Source organism: Rudanella paleaurantiibacter (assembly GCF_009184635.1).
Taxonomy (GTDB): Bacteria; Bacteroidota; Bacteroidia; order Cytophagales; family Spirosomataceae; genus Rudanella; species Rudanella paleaurantiibacter.
On record NZ_WELI01000002.1, the window covers coordinates 698,793 to 718,046 of the forward strand.

Annotated in this window: 16 protein-coding genes; 5 read left to right on the plus strand and 11 right to left on the minus strand. The window is 53.4% G+C overall.

The window, feature by feature from the left end:
• Nucleotides 1–13: 13 nt before the first annotated feature.
• Both F5984_RS07710 and F5984_RS26520 read left to right on the plus strand, forming a co-directional pair.
• A complete protein-coding gene (locus F5984_RS07710; protein WP_152123664.1) occupies nt 14–622 on the plus strand; it encodes an RNA polymerase sigma factor in 609 nt (202 codons plus the stop codon).
• Nucleotides 619–1,401 (plus strand): anti-sigma factor, encoded by a 783-nt coding sequence (locus F5984_RS26520; protein ID WP_185155442.1) that lies wholly within the window; start codon nt 619–621, stop codon nt 1,399–1,401. The genes F5984_RS07710 and F5984_RS26520 overlap by 4 nt, the downstream gene beginning before the upstream one ends.
• Before the next feature lie 127 nt (nt 1,402–1,528).
• On the opposite strand, the gene F5984_RS07720 is transcribed toward F5984_RS26520, so the two are convergent.
• Nucleotides 1,529–2,428: an oxygenase MpaB family protein gene (locus F5984_RS07720; protein WP_152123665.1), complete on the minus strand. Its 900-nt coding sequence runs from the start codon at nt 2,426–2,428 to the stop codon at nt 1,529–1,531.
• A 36-nt stretch (nt 2,429–2,464) separates the two neighbouring features.
• Complete coding sequence (locus F5984_RS07725; protein WP_152123666.1) at nt 2,465–3,664, minus strand: acyl-CoA dehydrogenase family protein; 1,200 nt, start codon at nt 3,662–3,664, stop codon at nt 2,465–2,467.
• 140 nt (nt 3,665–3,804) lie between these two features.
• On the opposite strand from F5984_RS07725, the gene F5984_RS07730 reads away from it, so the two are divergent.
• A complete protein-coding gene (locus F5984_RS07730) occupies nt 3,805–4,497 on the plus strand; it encodes a porin family protein (RefSeq protein ID WP_152123667.1) in 693 nt (230 codons plus the stop codon).
• 318 nt (nt 4,498–4,815) lie between these two features.
• On the opposite strand, the gene F5984_RS07735 is transcribed toward F5984_RS07730, so the two are convergent.
• The 8 genes from F5984_RS07735 to F5984_RS07770 all read right to left on the minus strand — a co-directional run bounded on the left by F5984_RS07735 (nt 4,816) and on the right by F5984_RS07770 (nt 15,578).
• Complete coding sequence (locus F5984_RS07735) at nt 4,816–5,634, minus strand: NAD(P)H-binding protein (protein WP_152123668.1); 819 nt, start codon at nt 5,632–5,634, stop codon at nt 4,816–4,818.
• Nucleotides 5,635–5,787: 153 nt separating this feature from the next.
• Nucleotides 5,788–6,699, minus strand: coding sequence for a DUF1735 domain-containing protein (locus tag F5984_RS07740; RefSeq protein ID WP_185155443.1), 912 nt, complete (start codon nt 6,697–6,699; stop codon nt 5,788–5,790).
• A 68-nt stretch (nt 6,700–6,767) separates the two neighbouring features.
• Nucleotides 6,768–8,354, minus strand: coding sequence for a SusD/RagB family nutrient-binding outer membrane lipoprotein (locus F5984_RS07745; protein ID WP_152123670.1), 1,587 nt, complete (start codon nt 8,352–8,354; stop codon nt 6,768–6,770).
• A 10-nt stretch (nt 8,355–8,364) separates the two neighbouring features.
• Nucleotides 8,365–11,499, minus strand: a complete 3,135-nt coding sequence (locus tag F5984_RS07750) for a SusC/RagA family TonB-linked outer membrane protein (protein ID WP_246168861.1) — start codon at nt 11,497–11,499, stop codon at nt 8,365–8,367.
• A 282-nt stretch (nt 11,500–11,781) separates the two neighbouring features.
• Nucleotides 11,782–13,845 carry a M13 family metallopeptidase gene (locus tag F5984_RS07755; RefSeq protein WP_152123671.1) on the minus strand — a complete coding sequence of 688 codons (2,064 nt, stop codon included), beginning with the start codon at nt 13,843–13,845 and terminating at the stop codon, nt 11,782–11,784.
• Nucleotides 13,846–13,976: 131 nt separating this feature from the next.
• The gene (locus F5984_RS07760; protein ID WP_152123672.1) at nt 13,977–14,495 is read right to left on the minus strand and encodes a hypothetical protein; all 519 of its coding nucleotides are present in this window, start codon (nt 14,493–14,495) and stop codon (nt 13,977–13,979) included.
• Nucleotides 14,496–14,516: 21 nt separating this feature from the next.
• On the minus strand, nt 14,517–14,870 hold the full coding sequence (locus tag F5984_RS07765) for a PadR family transcriptional regulator (protein WP_019989095.1): 354 nt from the start codon (nt 14,868–14,870) through the stop codon (nt 14,517–14,519).
• Nucleotides 14,871–15,002: 132 nt separating this feature from the next.
• Nucleotides 15,003–15,578, minus strand: coding sequence for a thioredoxin family protein (locus tag F5984_RS07770; protein ID WP_152123673.1), 576 nt, complete (start codon nt 15,576–15,578; stop codon nt 15,003–15,005).
• A gap of 230 nt (nt 15,579–15,808) precedes the next feature.
• On the opposite strand from F5984_RS07770, the gene F5984_RS07775 reads away from it, so the two are divergent.
• Nucleotides 15,809–16,495, plus strand: a complete 687-nt coding sequence (locus tag F5984_RS07775) for an alpha/beta fold hydrolase (RefSeq protein ID WP_152123674.1) — start codon at nt 15,809–15,811, stop codon at nt 16,493–16,495.
• Here F5984_RS07775 and F5984_RS07780 read toward each other — a convergent pair.
• Nucleotides 16,468–17,541, minus strand: a complete 1,074-nt coding sequence (locus tag F5984_RS07780) for a BamA/TamA family outer membrane protein (protein WP_246168862.1) — start codon at nt 17,539–17,541, stop codon at nt 16,468–16,470. The two genes, F5984_RS07775 and F5984_RS07780, sit on opposite strands and share 28 nt — an antisense overlap.
• A 280-nt stretch (nt 17,542–17,821) precedes the next feature.
• On the opposite strand from F5984_RS07780, the gene lpdA reads away from it, so the two are divergent.
• Nucleotides 17,822–19,225: a dihydrolipoyl dehydrogenase gene (gene lpdA / locus F5984_RS07785; protein WP_152123676.1), complete on the plus strand. Its 1,404-nt coding sequence runs from the start codon at nt 17,822–17,824 to the stop codon at nt 19,223–19,225.
• Nucleotides 19,226–19,254 lie beyond the last annotated feature (29 nt).

Below are 19,254 nucleotides of genomic sequence, written 5' to 3' on the forward strand. Positions count from 1 at the left end.
AACCTGTCTGCTGATGTTTCTGAAGCGGTTCCGCCCTTTTCGTTCGCTGTCTTCGCGTCCACAAACGGATGCTGAATATGTTGCGGCCTACCGCGAATCGGGGGATCTGGAGCTGCTCGGCGAGTTATATGAGCGACACATGGATCTGGTGTATGCGGTTTGTTTCAAATACCTGCGCGACGAGGAAGAAAGCCGCGACGCCGTGATGCAGTTGTTTGAGCAACTGATACACGACCTGCGTCGGCATGAGGTAAGCAATTTCAAAAGCTGGCTGCACAGCGTGGCCCGCAACCACTGCCTCATGATTCTGCGGAGCCGCAAAACCGCCGTGGTAGAACCGGCCGACGGCCTGCCCCCTACCGACGATGACGAGCGGACGGTGCAACGGGAACCCATCCAACCGAGCGACGATGACGATGCGTTTTATCTGGAAGAGAACCTGACCCGCATGAATGAATGCCTGCAAACGTTGCCTTTACAACAGCGGCAGTGCATTGAACTGTTTTATTTACAAGAGAAATCATACGTCGAAGTGGCCGAGCTGACCGGCTTCGACCTGAAACAGGTGAAGAGCTTCCTGCAAAACGGCCGCCGAAACCTGAAAAACTGCATGAGCCAGTGAATAATCAATTAACCATCGACGAACTGCGCGCCTACCAGGCTGGCCAACTCGACGGCCCGGCCCGGCACCGCGTGGAGCGTTTGCTGCTCGAAGACCCTTTCTATGCCGATGCACTCGAAGGGCTCGAAGCCTTGCAGCGCACCGGTGCCTCGCTGCCCCGCCAAACGGCCCAACTGCGGCAGGCCCTGCACCAGCGGATCGAGGAGTCGGCTTCTGAAAAGCGGCTGTTCCCGCTTTGGGTGACAACCATGGCCGCGTCGATTCTGCTGATGATGGGGGTGGCCCTGTATTTTATTTTCAACACGAAACCGGCCCGAAACACCACCCCACAACCACCCCGGCCTGCCGAAGCCGTCGGGGGATTCCCCGTTGAAATTGGCCCGAGCGACTCGGCCGTGCAAAAAACCGTCGAGACCGTTGCGGCCCTGGAAGAGCACACCAACCGCCATGCCGACCGGTTTGCCTATTTTTTTGCCACGAACCTGAGCGAGCCCGAAAAAGAAACGTTTACCGCGTTCCTGCGGGCTCAGGCATCGGCCGATTTTGGGGGGCCAATTTCGGTACGCGTACGTACAAGAGCCGACGGCTCAGTACAACGGGTTGAGGTTGAAGATGGGATTCTGATTGCCGAAAAAGGCCAAAAACCCCGGCGCGACTTCCGGCCCAGCCCGGCCGTAAAAGCCGAAGCCGAGCAACTGGTGCGGCAGTACCCCAACTGGCCCCGTAAACGGCAACTTATTCTTTGGGGACTGGGATGGCCCCAACCCGAAAAACCCTGAATGGACCTACCCCGGCTCTCTACGTACCTGGACTGAGTAAAATGAACAATGGAAAATGTACAATGGAATGGCTGACTATCAGCAGACAACCCGATTGTCCATTAGGCATTTTACATTGTTCATTCACTTAGTTAGTCTTGCGCCGAATCACCCGTTGCAGGCTGTCGGGACCCAGAGCTTCGATCTCGGGTACACCCGCTTTGTACGACCGGTATGAGGTATTGTCAATTCGGGTTGGGTAAGGCTTAAACGTGATGTACCGAAGCGGCTGTTTCCGAATCCAAAACGCCCCTTCGAGCAAGGCCACAAACAACCGGGGCGGTTGGCTGTAACCAAAAGCCTGCCGCAATTTTTCGTTGATGAGCGCGGCAAAGGTGGGCTGCACAAGCGGCCGCAGCGGGGCCGGAAACCAGTTCTGGACAATCCGGACGGTGGCATCGGCAATACGCCGGTTCGACTCGGTGTACCGAAAATGAGCGGCCTCGTAGGCGTCGGTAAAGACCCGTAACTCCTCAATTCTGTCGGGTATGTTCTCAATATGCATCCGGCGGCCCGCTTCCATCCAGAACCGGAACAGGGCCAGTTCTTCGCGGGGGGTGAGCGCGCGCCAGCCGTACTTGGCCAGCCAATCGATAGGATAAAACACAAACGTGGAAAGTACGAGCAGATAATCGTCGTTGGCGATGGGGTATGCCCCGTGAATCCGGTTCATGTGGTCGATAGCCCGGCGGCCGAGCTCACTATCGAGCCCCTCCTGCATGAACCACGAAATGAGCAGGCTCGTGTCGTCGTAACGCTTTTGTCCACGTCGCTCAAACTCACCGGTACGTGCCAGTAGGCCCGAAATACTGGGGCTCGCGTAGGTATGAAACAGGGCCAGTTCGAGCGCCCGCGTGATGTCGAACGGAAATTCGTACCCCACCAGTAGTTGCACCATCCGTTCGTAGTCGTGTTCGGGGTTCAGTTGTTCCAGCTCCCGCCGAACCGCCGGGTTACGAAACAATCCCCATTTCTTGGCGTACTCCATACGTCGTTCTTAGTTTTTGGAAAGAGAAAAGCATTTTCAGGCTTTGTACACCCGTTTGTAGCCCACGGCATCAATCACAATTTTGGCGATGATTTCGCGCATGATTTCCGACGAACCACCGGCAATAGTTCCCACGCGGGCGTCTCGGTAAGCCCGACTGATGGGATAATCGTCCATGTAGCCATAGCCGCCAAAAAACTGGAGGCAGGTATCCACTACCCGTTTCTGCATTTCGGAGGTGTAGAGCTTCGCCATCGAGCACTCTTTCACCACCACTTCGCCCTGTGTGTAAAGCCAGCAGGTGTGGTACACAAACTGCCGGGCCATTTCGATTTCGGTAGCCACATCGGCTATTTTGTGCCGGATAGCCTGAAACGCCCCAATGGGTTTCCCGAAAGCCTCCCGCTCCTGCAAGTACTGTAGCGTCCACGACAGGGCCAGGCCGGCACCCGACACGGCCATAATAGCCGCCACGAGCCGCTCCAGTTGCAGGCTTTCCATGAGGTAATAAAAACCCATATTTTCCTGCCCGATGAGGTTACTGGCGGGCACGCGCACCTCATCGAAACGGATTTCGGCCGTGTCTGACGAGTGCCAGCCCATTTTGTTCAGCTTGGTGCGGGTAATACCGGGACTATCCAGATCGACCACAATCAGGCTTAGCCCGTTCTGGGCAGTCCCTTCGGTATTGGTGCGGGCCGTGAGCGTAACAAAGTCACCATAGGTACCGTTGCTGATAAACGTTTTGGCACCACTGATAATGTACTCCTCGGCCCCGGTTTCGGCGTTGACCTGCCGACGAGCCACCGTCCGAATGGCCGACACATCGGAGCCGGCATCGGGTTCGGTGATGGCGAGGGCGGCTACTTTCTGCCCCGCAATGGCCGGCACCAGGTATTTTTCTTTCAGAGCCGGGCTACCGGCTTTGGCCAGATGATTCACGGCCATGTACTCATGTACACTCACGGCCGTTGTAAACCCACCCATGCCACAACGGGCCAGCTCTTCTAGAAAAACAACCGAGTACCAGAAGTCGGCGTTGGAGCCTCCGTAAGCTTCGGAGTAAGGCAAGCCCAGATACCCCAGTTGGCCCATTCGCTCGAAAATGGCGGGCGGAATACGCCGGGCCGTCTCCCAGGCCTCCGTATTAGGCACCACTTCGGTCTGAATAAACTGCCGGATGCTCTGCCGAAACAGGTCGTGATCGTCGGAAAAATAAAGGGAGGGCCGCTTCATAGTCTGTTAATGCAATTTCTTCGTAGTGTTGTACTACAACCAAAAGTACAACCCCCGGACCGTTCAAGAAAGTGAAGGGCCAAAATCAAACATTCACCTTGTGGGCTCGTTTACCCCGCAGTAACACATTCAAATTCACTATGCAAAAGATTGTTTTTTTTCAACGCACATTACTCACGTTATCGCTCATAATCATTGCCTTAGCTACTGCCAATGCCCAAACGCGTCAGCGGTGGAGCTTCGGGCCGCGGCTGGGTCTCAACCTATCGAAATTTAGTGGCGACGTGATCATTCCGAACAATCAGGTTTCGGACACTAAATTCCTGCCCGGATTCTCGGCCGGTTTGGGTGCCATGTACAGCGACATCAGCCACTTTGGTTTTGCGATCGACGCCCTGTATTCACAACGCGGTGCACGCTACACCAATGGGAACTCACGCCAGCGAATCAACTATATCGAGATCACGCCTACGGCCCGCTATTTCCTGAACGATGGCGGTAATTTCCGGCCTAATATTCTGCTCGGTCCATCCGTTAATTTCCGGACAGGCGCCAATTTCGACCCAACCCAGGGTTCTCCAGCCGACAAGTTCGACAACATTAACTCGACTCGGCCCTATGATATTGGTATTACAGCGGGCTTACAACTCAACTTCCGGGTTCGGAACCGCGAGCGGTTTATCATCGACACTCGCTTTACGCAGGGCCTGACCGACGTGATGACCACGCCCGGCGTTACGCGCAACCAGACGATCACCATCGGGTTGGGCTACAACTTTGGCGTAGGCCGCAACTACAACCCCGGTGATCAGAAACTTCCTTTGCGCCGGTAAGCGTTTTATTCCTTTCGATTTCTGTAAAAACATGAGTCATCCCGAATTTTCAAGGTTTTGACTATGTTGATCCAAGCTCCTCCTTGGATGCCCCGTTAGGGGCCTAATGTTGGTAGCTAACCCGGTAAATAGATCGAATAGCAGAGCCCCGAAGGGGCGTAACTTGTTTAGGGTTACGCCCCTTCGGGGCTCTGCTAGTGGCGGGAGACGTCTTTTCTACCAATATTGGGCCCCTGACGGGGCGTTCGAGAAAGGAATCTCACCCTAACCTAAAATTCGGGATGACTCATGTTTAGGTTATTTACAGTACCAACTTCGTCAGAATAGCCGGGGGTCGGGGTGACTGAACGAGTACCCTGTTTGAGCAATCAGTTTGCCCGCCGAAACGATCTTGAACGGCAACGGCGACTCAGGCTCTACCAGTTGAGGCAAGGCATAACCGTGGTTTCGGCAACTGGCCGCGTACACCTCGGCGCGGGTCGGGTGCTGCGGAGCCACCACATTGTACACGCCCGTAAGACCTTGCTCAAGCACGGCTACCAGCAGACCCACGGCATCGTCGCGGTGTACGTAGTTGACCGGCACCGCCCCGCTATTTACCGTGCGACCGGCTACGTATTTGCCCGCCTGCCGCTCGTAACCCATCAGACCCCCGCACCGCAAGATCGTAACCTTGACCGAATCGGTCTGGAGCGATTGCCATATCTGCTCGGCCTGCACCAGCGCCGGAGCTGCCGACTCATCAGGGGTTTGTACATCAGTTTCGGTCACTTCCCGATTCAGCTCAGGGTACACCGAGGTTGAACTAACATAAACCACCCACTTTACAGATGAGGCCGCAACGGCATCGGCTAAATGTCGCATCTGTTCCGGGTGGAATGCGTCGCCCATTTTACCCGCTTTGGGTGGTACATTCACCACCAGCACGTCGGCTTCCAGCAAGTACGGCAAATTACCTTTGGGGTCGGGGTTGAGCGTCATAACCACCGCATCGTAACCGCTACGTTGTAATGAGGCCTCTTTTTCAGAAGTACTGGTACTGCCTTTTACAACGTAGCCTTTTTGTTGCAGAGCCTGCGCCAATGGCAAGCCCAGCCACCCTAAGCCAATAATACTGATTCGCGGTGTGTTCGTCATGTTTAGCTGTTTAATTAGAGGGGCACGTTTGGTTTTGCTTTCAGAACGACATACAAAAGTCCTCTTCTGTCCTAAACAAACAAAGCCGTACCGGAAAACTCCCGGTACGGCTTTGTGCTATCCGAACGACGGTCCGCTCGGTTTAGGCTTCTCTTAGCGAGGATGCGAGAACGTCAGCGTCTCTTTCCAGGTAGTCCGAACGTTGGGCGCAGCCGCTACTACACTCGGCTGAACCATGAAGTAGTTCAGGCTGATGGTTTTGGCCGCTGGGTCATATTTGTTGGCACCCGATGGGTCCAGACGAGCCGAACGAGTGTTGCCCGCAGGCTGACCATAGAAATTGGTAACCGCAACGATCTTATCCGTAGCCGGGTCGAATTCAACCACCCCGCCGAAGCTGCCGTAGTAGCTGATACCGGTACCTGTCCAGAATACGTGTGCCGGAGCACCGATGCCATACTCCCGGTCAACGATGGCACACTTGGTGGCCGAGATCGTTTCGAGCGAGTACTCCAGCGGCTGACCTACTTCGGTCAGGTGCTTGAAGGCGGCATTGGTTACGTCGACCATCGTTCCTTTCACCGTATAAACGCCGTCGTACTTGTTCTTGGCGTTTACACTCAGCAGAATAGTACCGAAGTTACCACTCACTGTGCCCGTTGACGCCGATTTGATCTGAAGCGGCAGCACGTAGTTTTTGCTGAAATCGAAGTTGTTGCTCTTAAACTTCAGCACCACATCGGCCGTACGCTCTCCTTTCCGAATCGTTGCCGACGTTGGGAGGGTGTACAACGAAGCCGGAATCAGTTCATACGCCGTGCTTTGCTCGGTGTTGTACTGCTTGATGGCTGGCTCGTCGATACCCAGTGTAACGGCGATATCTTCGGGAGCCACCTGCGCGCCCGAATAGCTTACCGTAACGGTGTAGCTGTTTTCGGGGGCCAGATCAAACGCTTTGGTGTACAGAGCATACTTGCTGCCGTACGGCGACACAAAACTCGACGGGTTCTTGAACTCAATCACGTTGGTCGACTTGTCGGGGTCCAGCGTAATCGTGTCCTTCAAACATGACGTCAGGACCAGCCCCAACGCAAAAACTAAAAGTATATTGAAATATTTTTTCATGAGTCAGATCAATTGGGGTCCCAGAAAATCAGATCGCCAAATACGTTGATTGCCTTGTAGTTAGCCGAGTTGTACGACTGTTCCGACGATGGGTACAGTACGCGGGTAGGCAGCTTATCGGGCCGTGATGAGTTCGACTTGTTCGAAGCAATGTTGGTGTAACCGTTACCAGCCGGGTTGGTTTTTGGGTAGCCCGTCCGACGGTACTCGTTCCAGCCTTCTTCTGAGTTAATCATCGCCACAGCAATGTACTTCTGGGTGATGATAGCCTCCAGTTTCTGGTCATTGGTGGTTGCCAGGCTAAAGTTAACCAGGTAGCTGGCCGCGTTGTCGGTCTTGTACTTGGCTACGTCGGTGGCTACGTTTTTGTTCGATGCTACCGCGTTGGTTACGTCTTTGTACAGGTACGTGTACGAATCCGTGATACCCTGATTGAAGCTTACCGCCGGATCGCCCGCCAGCAGACCTTTCAACCGACCTTCGGCCTGCAAAAAGCTCGACTCAGCGGCCAGCATCAGAACCTGTCCCTGCGAGGGGCCTTTCAACACGCCCAGTGCGTTGCTGATGCTCGATGCGCTGCTAAACGTACCTGTGTACCAGGTTGAATAGTTGGTAATAACTGTTGGCGCGTTCGACTCGTTGCCCAACTGGTTGATCGGCGTAGCCGGGTTGCTCACCCCAAAGTTTTTGAACAGTACGCTACCCCGACCTGGGTCGGTCAGTTTCTGACCATTGTAGAATCCGTACACATACTGGGTCGAAATCCGCGACGAGTTAGCCAGCGTACCGGTTGTCGAGTAGCCAAACGTGTTCCAAGATGGGTTTGGCTTGTCTTTCACATAACCGGGGTTCACAATAGCATCAGCTGTCAGGAAACCCAGGTTCTTATCCAGCGCAGCGGCCTTTGAGGTCACAAACGACGACAAGGCAGCAACACCCGACATCCGAATCAAAATCCGCAGCTTGATGGTATTGGCAAACTGCTTCCAGCGAGTCATGTCGCCACCAAAAAGTGGGTCTGACGATGAGTTGAGGCTCAGCGGGAATTTCGCATTGTTGATCGTTGCAATAGCCTGATCGAGTTGGTTGATCAGGTCCTGATACACGGCCGAACCTGAATCATACTTCGGCGCCAGGTTACCATTGCCTTTCAGAGCCTCGCTGTACGGAACATCGTTGAAAGCATCAACCAGACGCTGGTAGCTCAGAGCCGTCATGATACGGGCAGCAGCGTTGTAATACGCCTGATCGTCTTTACCATCGGTTTGCTCCAGTACATACTTGTAATCCTGGAGGTTGTCGTAGGTATTGGTCCACAAGAAGTTATAATCTCCCGGTACGAGGTTGTAGTTCAATAGGTTACCAAAGCCAGAGAAACCACCGGCATTGGCAATGTAGCCACCGAAGTGAGCCCCGTAGTTGAAGTTGAACTGCGACGTAATAGCGGCCGAACCAACAATGGCCTGCGGCAACACGAGTTGTGCCGAAGCGCTGGTAGCCTGGTTGGGGTTGGTGTTAACGTCCAGATACTTTTCGCAGGAAGTTGCGAGAAAGGTGGTGAGCGTCAACAACAAATAGATATGTATTTTTTTCATTGGTCGTCAATTAGAACGTGAAGGATACCGTACCACCCATGTAACGGGCTGGAGGAGTCTGACCCAGGTTGGTTACCCCAACGGCGTTGCTGTCAGCACCATTGGCACTGTACTCTGGATCGGTGTAAAGGTTCGACTTGGGAACCCAGATAAACAGGTTACGGCCCTGAGCGCTGATCGTTGCTCCCTTCACGAAGCGTGATTTAGCCAGCAGCGTAGCCGGAACATCGTACGAAAGGGCTACTTCGCGCAGTTTCCAGAAACCAGCCGAGTTGGTGTAGTTCTCACCGATACCCGTGTTGCGGGTTCCGTCGGTCCAGAAGTCAGCACCACCGCTGCGTACAGCAATGTTGGTGTTAGCTACGTACGAACCGTCGGCCTGCTTGATCGACGAGTTCGGGATTACGAAACGGTCACGGTTGAACCAGGCAGTGCGGACACCAGCCCCTGAGAAATCATAGCCAGTAGCAACAGCGTTGTAGATGTAGTGACCGTTGCGGTATTCGAACAGAGTTGTGAAACGGAAGCTCTTGTATTTCACCAGTGAGTTCAGACCCACAATGTGCGGAGGAGTCGTGATACCTACGTTGGTGAATGAACCGTCGCTGGCTGGGTAGCCCGTGATCGGGTCAACAATGATCCGGCCCTGTGGATCACGGTTGTAGCGGGTTACCTGGAGCAGCGGGAACGGCTCACCTACTTTCGCCAAAACGCGTGAAGCTGTACCTACTGTCGACAGAATCAGCTGATCTGACTGGTCTGACAACGAAATTACTTTGTTGCGGTTTAGGGTGTAGTTACCACCAAGCGTTACTTCCAGACCGCTTGAGGTACGGATTGGCGTGATGCTCAGGGTTGACTCAAGGCCCCGGTTTTCTACTTCACCCACGTTGGTCAGCAAGTTGCTGAAACCACTGGCAGTTGAAACCAATACCGAAATCGTCTGATCGACCGTGCTGGTTTTGTACGCCGTGATGCTACCCGTTACGCGGTATTTACGCAGTTCGAAATCCAAACCACCTTCGATACCCGTCGTGATTTCGGGGTTGATGTTCGGTGATACCAGACGGTTGCCTACCGAGAAACCAGCACCGCTGGCATAAGGATAGCCATAAGCCTGACCAAATGTGGTGTTCAGCGAGTAAGCACCGCCAGGGTTACCACCGATGTTTACCTGACCTACCTGTGAGTAACCACCGCGAATTTTGAGGCTTTGCAGCCAATCATTGGCTTGAAGCGCCGGGAACGCGTCGGTTACAATAAACGAGAAGTTAGCTGAGGGGTAGAAGAACGATTGGTTACCCTTCGCCAGTACCGAACGCCAGTCGTTCCGGCCTGTTACGTTAATGTACAGGTAATCGCGGAAGCCCAGCTGAGCCGAACCGTACACACCGGCTTGCCGGGTTTCGTAGTTAGCCTCGCTTGCACCGGGGTTGTTCAAGCTGTTACCAACGTTGTAAAGGCCATCAATTACGAGGCCGTTGGCGCTCACCGATACATCTTTATTTGTGTTGTCGCGCAGCGATGCACCACCTACCAGATCAAGCGAGAAGTTCTGGTTGAGCTTCGTCTTGTAATTGGCAATCAGGTCATTAACCAGCTGGGTCGAGAAACCGCTGTAGTCTGAAACGCCACCGGCAATATCGGTCTTCGAGCTACCCGAGATGCTCTTGGTATAGTCTGTATAGACAAACTTACCCGTTGAGCCTTTCGATGAGTTATTACGGGTGCTGATACCGACCCGGTACGTCAGGGCCAGATTCTTGATCGGCGTAAACCGCAGTTCGAGGTTACCCTGGAAATAGTCGTTACGCGTCAGGCTCCGGTTGTTTGCCAGCGTGAAGTACGGGTTGGGGTAGTATTCGTTGAAGTAGCCGTTCGGGTTAGCAAACGGGTCGGTCCGCCAGTTTTCGTACTTCGTCACGTCCACTTGTGCAGGCGACATGAGCAGGTGCTCGTAAGCCGCGCCCGTTGCGCTGCTGATGTCGTACCGGTTGGCAATAAAGTTCGTATTGAAAATAGCCGTCAGGTTTTTGTGGATCTGACGCGTGCTGTTGGCCCGCACACTGTACCGCTGATACTTGTCGTAGGGTACCGTCGACTGCTGGGTAAAGTACTGACCTGACACAAAATACGTCGACTTATCGTCGCCCGATGAAATGCTGAAATCGGTTTGGTTCTGCACCCCGGTTTTCCAGAATTTCTCCCGCGAGTACTTAGGGTCGTACGTTGTTTCCTGGATAGAACCGTCTTGCAGGGGCTTACCAATCTGAACCATGCTGCCGTTGAAAGCCGGACCATACTGCTGGTTTTCGTACGGCGTATAGGTAGGCACATCGTCGGGGGTAGTACCCGAACCAAACTGCGTTTGCAGCTGTGGGAGGTAGCTTACCCGCTCAAACGTAGTGGTGTTCGACAGTTTCACCTGCGTTACGCCAGCCTTTCCTTTTTTGGTTGTTACAATCAAGGCACCGTTCGACGCATCCGAGCCGTAAAGAGCAGCTGCACCAGCACCGTTGAGTACCTGAATGTCTTCAATATCTTCGGGATTGAGGTTGCCCAGAATGCTGTTTGGTGAGATAATGTTGTCGATGATGATAAGCGCCTGGTTGTTACCAGTCAATGAGCGGTTACCCCGCAAAACCAGACGGTAGTTGGGGTTAACCCCGCTGCTTACCGCTGTAATAACCAGACCGGGCACTTTACCCGACAAACCAGCCGCAATGTTCGACGATTTACCCTGGGTAATTTCCTGCGACTTGATCGTAGTGGCCTGGTTACCCAACTCCCGGCGCTGTGCGGTCAAACCACCGGCCGTAACAACCACCTCGTTCAGCTGGCGCGAATCCGTTGCCAACACGACGTTGATGACGCCGGAAGCCGGAATGTCGAGCCGCTTGCTGAGGAAACCTACAAACGAGAAATTGAGGGTACGCGTACCTGCCGGTACATTCAACGAGAAAGCTCCCTGAGCATCAGTCAGCGTTCCTACGTTGGCCATCCCCGGAATGCTAACGGTCACACCGGGCAATGCAGAGCCATCTTCTTCAGACGTTACCTTACCGGTAACGCGTCGGTCTTGTGCCCACGACGGCCCACTCAGCACGCCCATAAGCAACAGACAAAGCAGTAGAATTTTTTGCATGTTGATAGATTAAGAAACGAAAAAATAATTTGTGTACTACCGACAAATGTATGCATACATTCTGCTAATTCAAACAATTGGCAATTGTAACTTACCGGTAACAAAGGCCATAAACCGTCCATAAAAAAGCTTTTTTATTGAATTTTCCTAAGAAAAACGTATATGAGACCGTGCAGAAAACCAATTTTTTTAGGCATTTTTTGAAAATTTAATTTTTAGGAAATACACAAAAAAAGCGGACCGAAGTCCGCTTTTTTCAAAACATTCACTAAGGTAAGTTAGTTACCAAACCTTTATCCGCTGATCAGCCGGCTTAAACATTTTGTCACCCGGCTGTACGTTAAATGCTTTATACCACGCATCAATGTTAGCAACCGGCCCGTTGCAACGGTATTGCCCCGGTGAGTGCGGATCGGTCAGGATGAGTTGTGCCTGCGTCTCGGGCAACACGTTGGCCCGCCAGATTTGCGCCCACGACAGGAAGAAACGCTGATCGGGTGTGAAACCGTCAATCAGGGCTTTGCTCTTTCCCTGTTTTGTTTTCTTGAACGCATCGTAGGCAATGGCCAGTCCACCCAGATCGGCGAGGTTTTCGCCCAGCGTCAGTTGCCCGTTTACCTTGAGTGAGTCGAGAACCTTGAAACCGAAGAACTGCTCCTTTACCTGATCGGCCCGCTGCTTGAAGTTGGCCGCGTCTTCTTTCGTCCACCAGTCGCGCAGCATCCCGTCGGCATCGTACTGCCGGCCCGAGTCATCGAAACCGTGGGTCATTTCGTGCCCGATTACGGCTCCGATGCCACCGTAGTTGATGGCGTCGTCGGCTTCAAAGTCAAAGAAGGGGAATTGCAGAATAGCCGCCGGGAACGCGATCTCGTTGTTCACGGGGTTGTAGTAGGCATTCACGGTTGGCGGTGTCATGCCCCACTCTGTTTTATCAATAGGCTTACCCAACCGGTTAATCATGTAGTTGTACGACCACTTGCTCGCCGATTTTACGTTGCCGTAGAAATCGTCGCGCCGAACAGTTACACCATCGTAATTTTTCCACTTATCGGGGTAGCCAATCTTGCGTTTAAACGAGGTCAGCTTATTCAGCGCCCGCTTTTTGGTATCGGCGCTCATCCACTCCAATCCGTTGATGTGCTCTTTGTACGAAGCCTCCAGGTTATCAACCAGCACAAGCATACGCTGCTTGGCTTCGGGCTTAAAGTACTGCTGTACGTATAACTGACCCAGCAAGTCACCCAGCGTACCGTCGATCAGGCTGCTCATCCGCTGCCAGCGTGGGGTTTGCTCTTTCTGGCCGGTAAGCACCCGGCTAAAGGCGAAGTTCTGCTTCACAAACGGCTCACTCAGATAGGGTGCCGAGCTTTTCAGCAGATTCCAGCGCATGTACGTCTTAATGTCTTCAACGGGCGTTGCCGTGAGGAGACTGTCCGCCGACCGTAAAAACGACGGATTCTGTACCAGTACAGTGTCCTGATTCCGTACACCCATTTTCTCCATCAGGCTCGCCCACGGCATACCGGGCGTTTGCTTGGTGAGGTCGGTAACGGTCAGTTTATTGTAGGTCTTGTACGGGTCGCGCATCTCAACCCGCGACATTTGCGCCCGCGCCAGTGCGGTTTCGAGCCGCATGACCAGATCAGCGTTTTGCGAGGCCCGGCTAGGTTCTTCGCCAATCAGACCAAACATTTTGGTCAGGTGATCGCGGTAGGCTTCGCGTATTTTCTGGCTACGTGGGTCGTTTTTGAGGTAGTAGTCGCGGTCGGGCAAGGTGGTTCCGCCCTGCGAGAGTTGGGGCAGATACTTGCTCACGTTTTTCCGGTCCTGCGCCACAAAAAAGCCGTGCAGCATACCGTTGCCCTGCGTCCGCTGATACGCCATTTCGTTCAGCACATCCGCCTTGTTCTTTACCTGCTCAATGCGAGCGAGGTCGGGCTTGATGGGATCAAAACCTTTCTTGTCGATGGAAACGCTATCCATCCCGCTCGAATAAAAATCACCCACCATTTGGTACAGGCGGCCCCGATTGGTGCTCTTGGTAGCATCATCGAGCAGGGTTTTCATGGCCTGCAAGCTTTTTTCGCGCAGTTCGTCGAAGCTACCCCAGCGGGTTTTCGAAGCAGGGATCGTGTTTTTCTTCAACCACTCGCCATTGGCATAGCGGTAAAAATCGTCGCCGGGTTTCACGGCCAGATCCATGTTCTGGCGGTCAATAAAAGGGCCCTTTGCCGTGGTAGGCTTGGGGGCTTTCGCCTTTGCAGGCTTGTTCGTGGGGGGTGTTGCTGCTATCAGGCCGGCCGAGAGGGCCACTGCTGATAGTAAAGCAATTCGTTTGTTCATGAGATAATTGGGAATTGGACTATTAAGGAGACAAATTTAACGCATTAGTAGCTCAATTCCAGCGTACCATGCGTCAACCCGGCCTCTTATTGCCGCAACCCTCTCCAGGCACAAAACAACCCGGTTAGCCCTCACGAAATCTCCATATACCGCTGTCGAAGATTATGCAAAAACCATGACCCGACAGCCACACCCACGCAGCTGACACCCACCAACCACAGGAGGCCCAGCGGACTCAGGTACGAAAACGACCGCTGATTAAACGCAGCTACCCAAACCACCAGCATCAGAAACGCTCCAATACCGAGTAGTAGGGCATTCAGCAACGACAAGCGGTAGCTCTGCCGGAGGTCGTACGCACCGTAATACTTGTTACGGAACTCAAACACGATGTCATCGAGGGTAGCCCCCCGCATGGCATCGGCGTCCATAGCCGTTTGGTACGTTTGGTTGAGGTAATGCACGGCCGTATGGCTGGCTTCGAGCAGCACTTTGTCAAGAGCGGCCTCGAAGGGCAACCCAATCCACATATAGTGTTCTACTTCACAAATAAGGTGATCGAGCAGTTCGTACAGCAGGGCGTCGGAAGCCCCTTGCCGGATTAGGTGGTCGTGCAATTGTTTGATCTGGGCAGTCGAGAGCTTTTGCATACTATACAGGATTGAAGTGGATTACATGCCGGGTGCTAACGAAGGGGGAGGCAACAGCAATATGCGCATAGCCTCCATAAATTGTTCGAAATCAGATACTTTTTGCACAGCCACCTGGCTGCCACCGGGCGTAAGCGAGTAGTACTTGCGCAACCGCCCCTCAACTTCCTGCGACTCCGTAACGAGCAGCCCCTCCTGTTCGAGTTTGTGCAAAACAGGGTACAGGGCCCCAAACGTGAGGGTGATTTGCCCCCGGGTACGCTCCTTCACGGCCTGCGTAATCTCGTAGCCGTACATTCTCCCCTGCTCGGCCAATAATTTCAGGACAATCGTTTTGAGCGTTCCCCGCAAAAATTCATTGGCTGATGGTTCCATAGTGCTTAATTCTTGTATCAAATATATATAAGAAAACTATATATCCGACTAAAAACAAAAAAATCCGCTCCAGATGTTGGAGCGGATGGTGTACAATAGCCCTAAATAACTATCGATCAAACGAATATCTACCTACTGCCCTGCCGACGGGTTGGGCAGTTTAGCCTGAAACTCTTTCACGTAGGTACCCACTTTATACTGATCGAACGACTCTTTGGTGTGGAAATTACCAGCAAAGTAGGTCGTGATCTGATGAAACATACGGGGCTCCAGATAGCCTGGCACCGGCTGAATCAGTTCCATTTTTTCGTTCAGATACACGGTAGTCGGGTAGCTCATTTTACCCTGCAACATAGCCGCAGCCAACTCGTGCACATTCCCCAGCGACTTGTACGTACGGCCCCCGAGCGTAATATCTTCTTTGCCTTCGGCATCGAGCTTTACAGAGTAGTAATTCTCGTTCATGAAGTCGACGATATACGGATTAGTAAACGTATTCCGGTCCATCACCTTACACCAGCCGCACCAATCGGTGTACACGTCCACAAATATTTTCTTCGGCTTCTTCTGCGTAGCGGCAAAAGCCTCCTGAATGGTCATCCACTTAATTTTTTTATCACCGGGTTTAGGTTCCTTGATCGCCGTGGTAAAGCCAACACCGGCAATGCCGATGCATACGGTTAACAGGAATGTAAGAAGCGTTTTCATACTTTAGTCGCGTTAGCTAACTCGTTCGTTCACAACAAATATAACAGACTGACGAGGGCAAAACGTATGCCAGCCGTGTTCTTTTTAGGGGTACACCTGCCCAAAAAGGCCTCTATTTACCCCGAACCCAGCCGTTCAATTACCGACCCATTCGCCAAAATGCGTAGTTTAGCCTGCCGGGGGCTCCTCCTCTACCCACAACAATCTTGCCCAACCCAAATCCTTATTCCATGAAACGTCTGATTCTGATTCACGGCTACCTCGAAGATCCGGGTATTTTTGATCACCTGGCTCCCCTGCTCATGCCCGCCTACTTTGTACCCGTCGACCTAAAAGACGAGTTTGCCCGCTGGCAACCTAAGGGGCCGATCAACGCCCGGCAACTGGCGCAGTACCTCACCGACTACTACGAGATTACGGCCGACGATGTGCTGATTGGCCACTCGATGGGCGGCTGGATTGCTGTCAATATTAAGCAACTGACCGGAGCCACAACGGTGCAGCTTGGCTCCTGGACGAATCAGAAAAAGATCAATTTTCCGGTTACGAACCTCCGGCTGCTACGCCTGATGCTCTTCGGGGGCATTACACAAAGCAGCTGGCTGATGGCGTTCTTCAAGAAGCAGTACCCGTTTGCCGAGTCCAGAGCCCTGTATAACCAACTCGTTGATGGGGGTCGGCTCCAGGAACGGACTTATGTGTACCAGCAGCAGATGACTCTGTTCGGCACGGTGCCGCCACTTACGGTACAGCCTGACCTCCGCATTCATGCCCGCCCCGACAGTATCGTGTTCCCGCCCGACGAGCCCTTTGCTGAGGTACCCGGCGACCATTTCAGCCTGTATTTTCACCCAGAGCACGTTGCCCAGCCGATTCTGGAGTTGTTATCTCAAAAAGCCTCTCCCGTAAACACATAAAACCCTGGCCCCTCGCGGGTGAAACCCACGTCGAAGCGCAGGAAGATGTCTTTTTTCGGGAACAGGAAGTAACGTAACCCGGCCCCGCCAGCAGGCAACAGCTTTCGTACATCCAATTGCGCGGGTGTGGGTGCTACGGTGCCCACGCTCGCAAAAACCGCTCCCCCCAGCCGCTTGCTGAACGGAAACGGCAAGAACCGGTATTCCAGCTGGGTAGCCACATGCGCCCGGTCGCGGAAACGGCCGGGGTAGTATCCCCGCATAATGGTTTCGCTCCCAAGCAGGGCCAGCTGATTGAACGGCACTGTACCCGACATAAACTGCCCAAACCCCTGCCAGGCCAAGACCTGCGTTTTGTTAATAGTCCGGTAGTAACGCAGGTCGAAGTTGGTATTCTGAAACCGGAAGGTGCTCCCCCAGGCCGGGTTGTAATCGAGGAAGGCCAGTTCGCCGAAGAAACCCCGGCGGGCGTTGAGCGCATTTTGGCGACTATCGTACACTACGCCCGCCCCCAAACCGAGGTTGGCCGAGCCCCTGGCACCCGTAGGCAACGGAAACGGGTTTCTGTCGGGCTGGTCGAACGACACCCGGCTCAGGGCCTGATAATCGACCTGTAGGCCCGTAAACAGGTTTTTACCAATCCCTTTGAGGGCCCGCTGCCGAATCTGAATCGAGAGCGCATCGACCGTAGCCGGTGCTGCCGGATAAGCGTCTTTGCCAATGCCATAATACAGCAGCGGAAACCGTTGCAGGCGCGTACGGCCAATAAATAGCCAGCGGTCACGGTGGCCGTACAGGGCATTGTCGATATTGAACCCGTACTGACCGCGCAAGGTCACAAACGTAAAGGCGTTTATCTCGCTCAGTCGGTTGGTTTTATAGTCGCCCCGGGCGTGGTACAGGTACAGGGTTGATATACCCAATTCAAGGCTGGTTTCGGGTGCGTAGGTAGCCGTTGGGTACACCAGAAACCGGGGCTTTTCGGGCGCGGTGGTATCGTTGGTAAATTTGCCCAGATACCGGCCCAGCAGCGTATGTGGTTTCACAACCTGAGCATTCGCCTGAGAACCAACCACAGTAAGCCAGAACAGAAACAAAAAAATTCGGGAAGAACAGCGTAGATGTTGTGGTATCATTTCATTTGTTCTAACGCCCAAATAGCCGCTCTGGTTATATACTCACCTTAACCAAAGTGCCATTCGCCAACAAAAATGCGCCATTGTGCCGGGAAGAATCAAAATCTGAACGAAATTCGCCCCGCGAACGCTTTATAAATGAATGGTTTCCCACTTACGGAGAGGCCATCGAACATACGACTATTACCCTATGCAAGAATACGACGTTATCTTTATCGGCGCCGGACCGGGTGGTTACACGGGCGCTATTCGTTGTGCTCAATTGGGCCTCAAAACGGCCATTATTGAAAAATACAACACCCTCGGCGGCACCTGCCTCAACGTTGGCTGTATTCCATCGAAGGCCCTGCTCGACTCATCGGAGCACTACTACAACGCCAGCCATACCTTTGCCGAACACGGTATTAAGCTCGATAACCTGGCCGTTGACCTGGGGCAGATGATCAAGCGCAAGCAGGAGGTTGTTGATCAGACCACGAAGGGTATCGTTTTTCTGATGAAGAAAAACAAGATCGACACGTACTTCGGCCTGGGCTCATTTGTTGACGCTAACACCGTTAAAATTGCCAAGAACGAAGGGGGCGAAGAAACCATCAAAGGCAAGAACATCGTCGTCTCGACCGGTTCAAAGCCTATGGCATTCCCCTCGATGCCCCTCGACAAAGAGCGGGTTATCACCTCAACCGAAGCCCTCAAACTGAGCGAGGTTCCCAAGCACCTGATCATTATCGGGGCAGGTGTAATCGGGGCCGAGCTGGGTTCGGTGTACGCCCGTTTGGGCGCGAAAGTGTCGTTTGTCGAGTTTGCTGATTCCATGATCCCGACAATGGACAAAACCATGGGTAAGGAACTGCAAAAGGCCGTTAAAAAACTGGGCGCCGATTTCTATTTCAACCACAAGGTAACGTCGGTAGTCCGCAACGGCGATGAAGTAACGGTAAATATTGACACGCCAAAGGGTGAGCAAATGACGCTTACGGGCGACTATTGCCTTGTTTCGGTAGGCCGGAAGCCCTACACTGAGGGTCTGAACCTGGAAGCAGCTGGTCTGAAAACCGATAACCGGGGCAAGATTGACGTCGACGATAACCTCCGCACGGCGGTTCCGCACATCTTCGCTCTGGGCGACGTGATTCGGGGTGCCATGCTGGCCCACAAAGCGGAAGAAGAAGGCGTGTTTATTGCCGAAACCATTGCTGGCCAGAAACCCCACATTCACTACCGGCTCATCCCGAACGTGGTGTACACCTGGCCTGAGGTGGCCGCTGTGGGCTACACCGAAGAAGAACTGAAGGAGTTGGGCAAATCGTACAAGACCGGTTCGTTTCCGTTCAAAGCGTTGGGCCGCGCCCGCGCCAGTATGGACATCGATGGATTGGTAAAAGTGCTGGCCGACAAAGAAACCGACGAGATTCTGGGCGTTCATATCATCGGGCCCCGTGCCGCCGACATGATTGCCGAAGCCGTAGTGGCTCTCGAATACCGGGCCTCAGCCGAAGACATCTCGCGCATGTCGCACGCCCACCCGACCTACACAGAAGCGTTCAAAGAGGCTTGTTTGGCCGCTACCGGCAACCGGGCTATTAATATGTAAAGAGGAGGAAAAGCAGAAGGGAGGAAGGG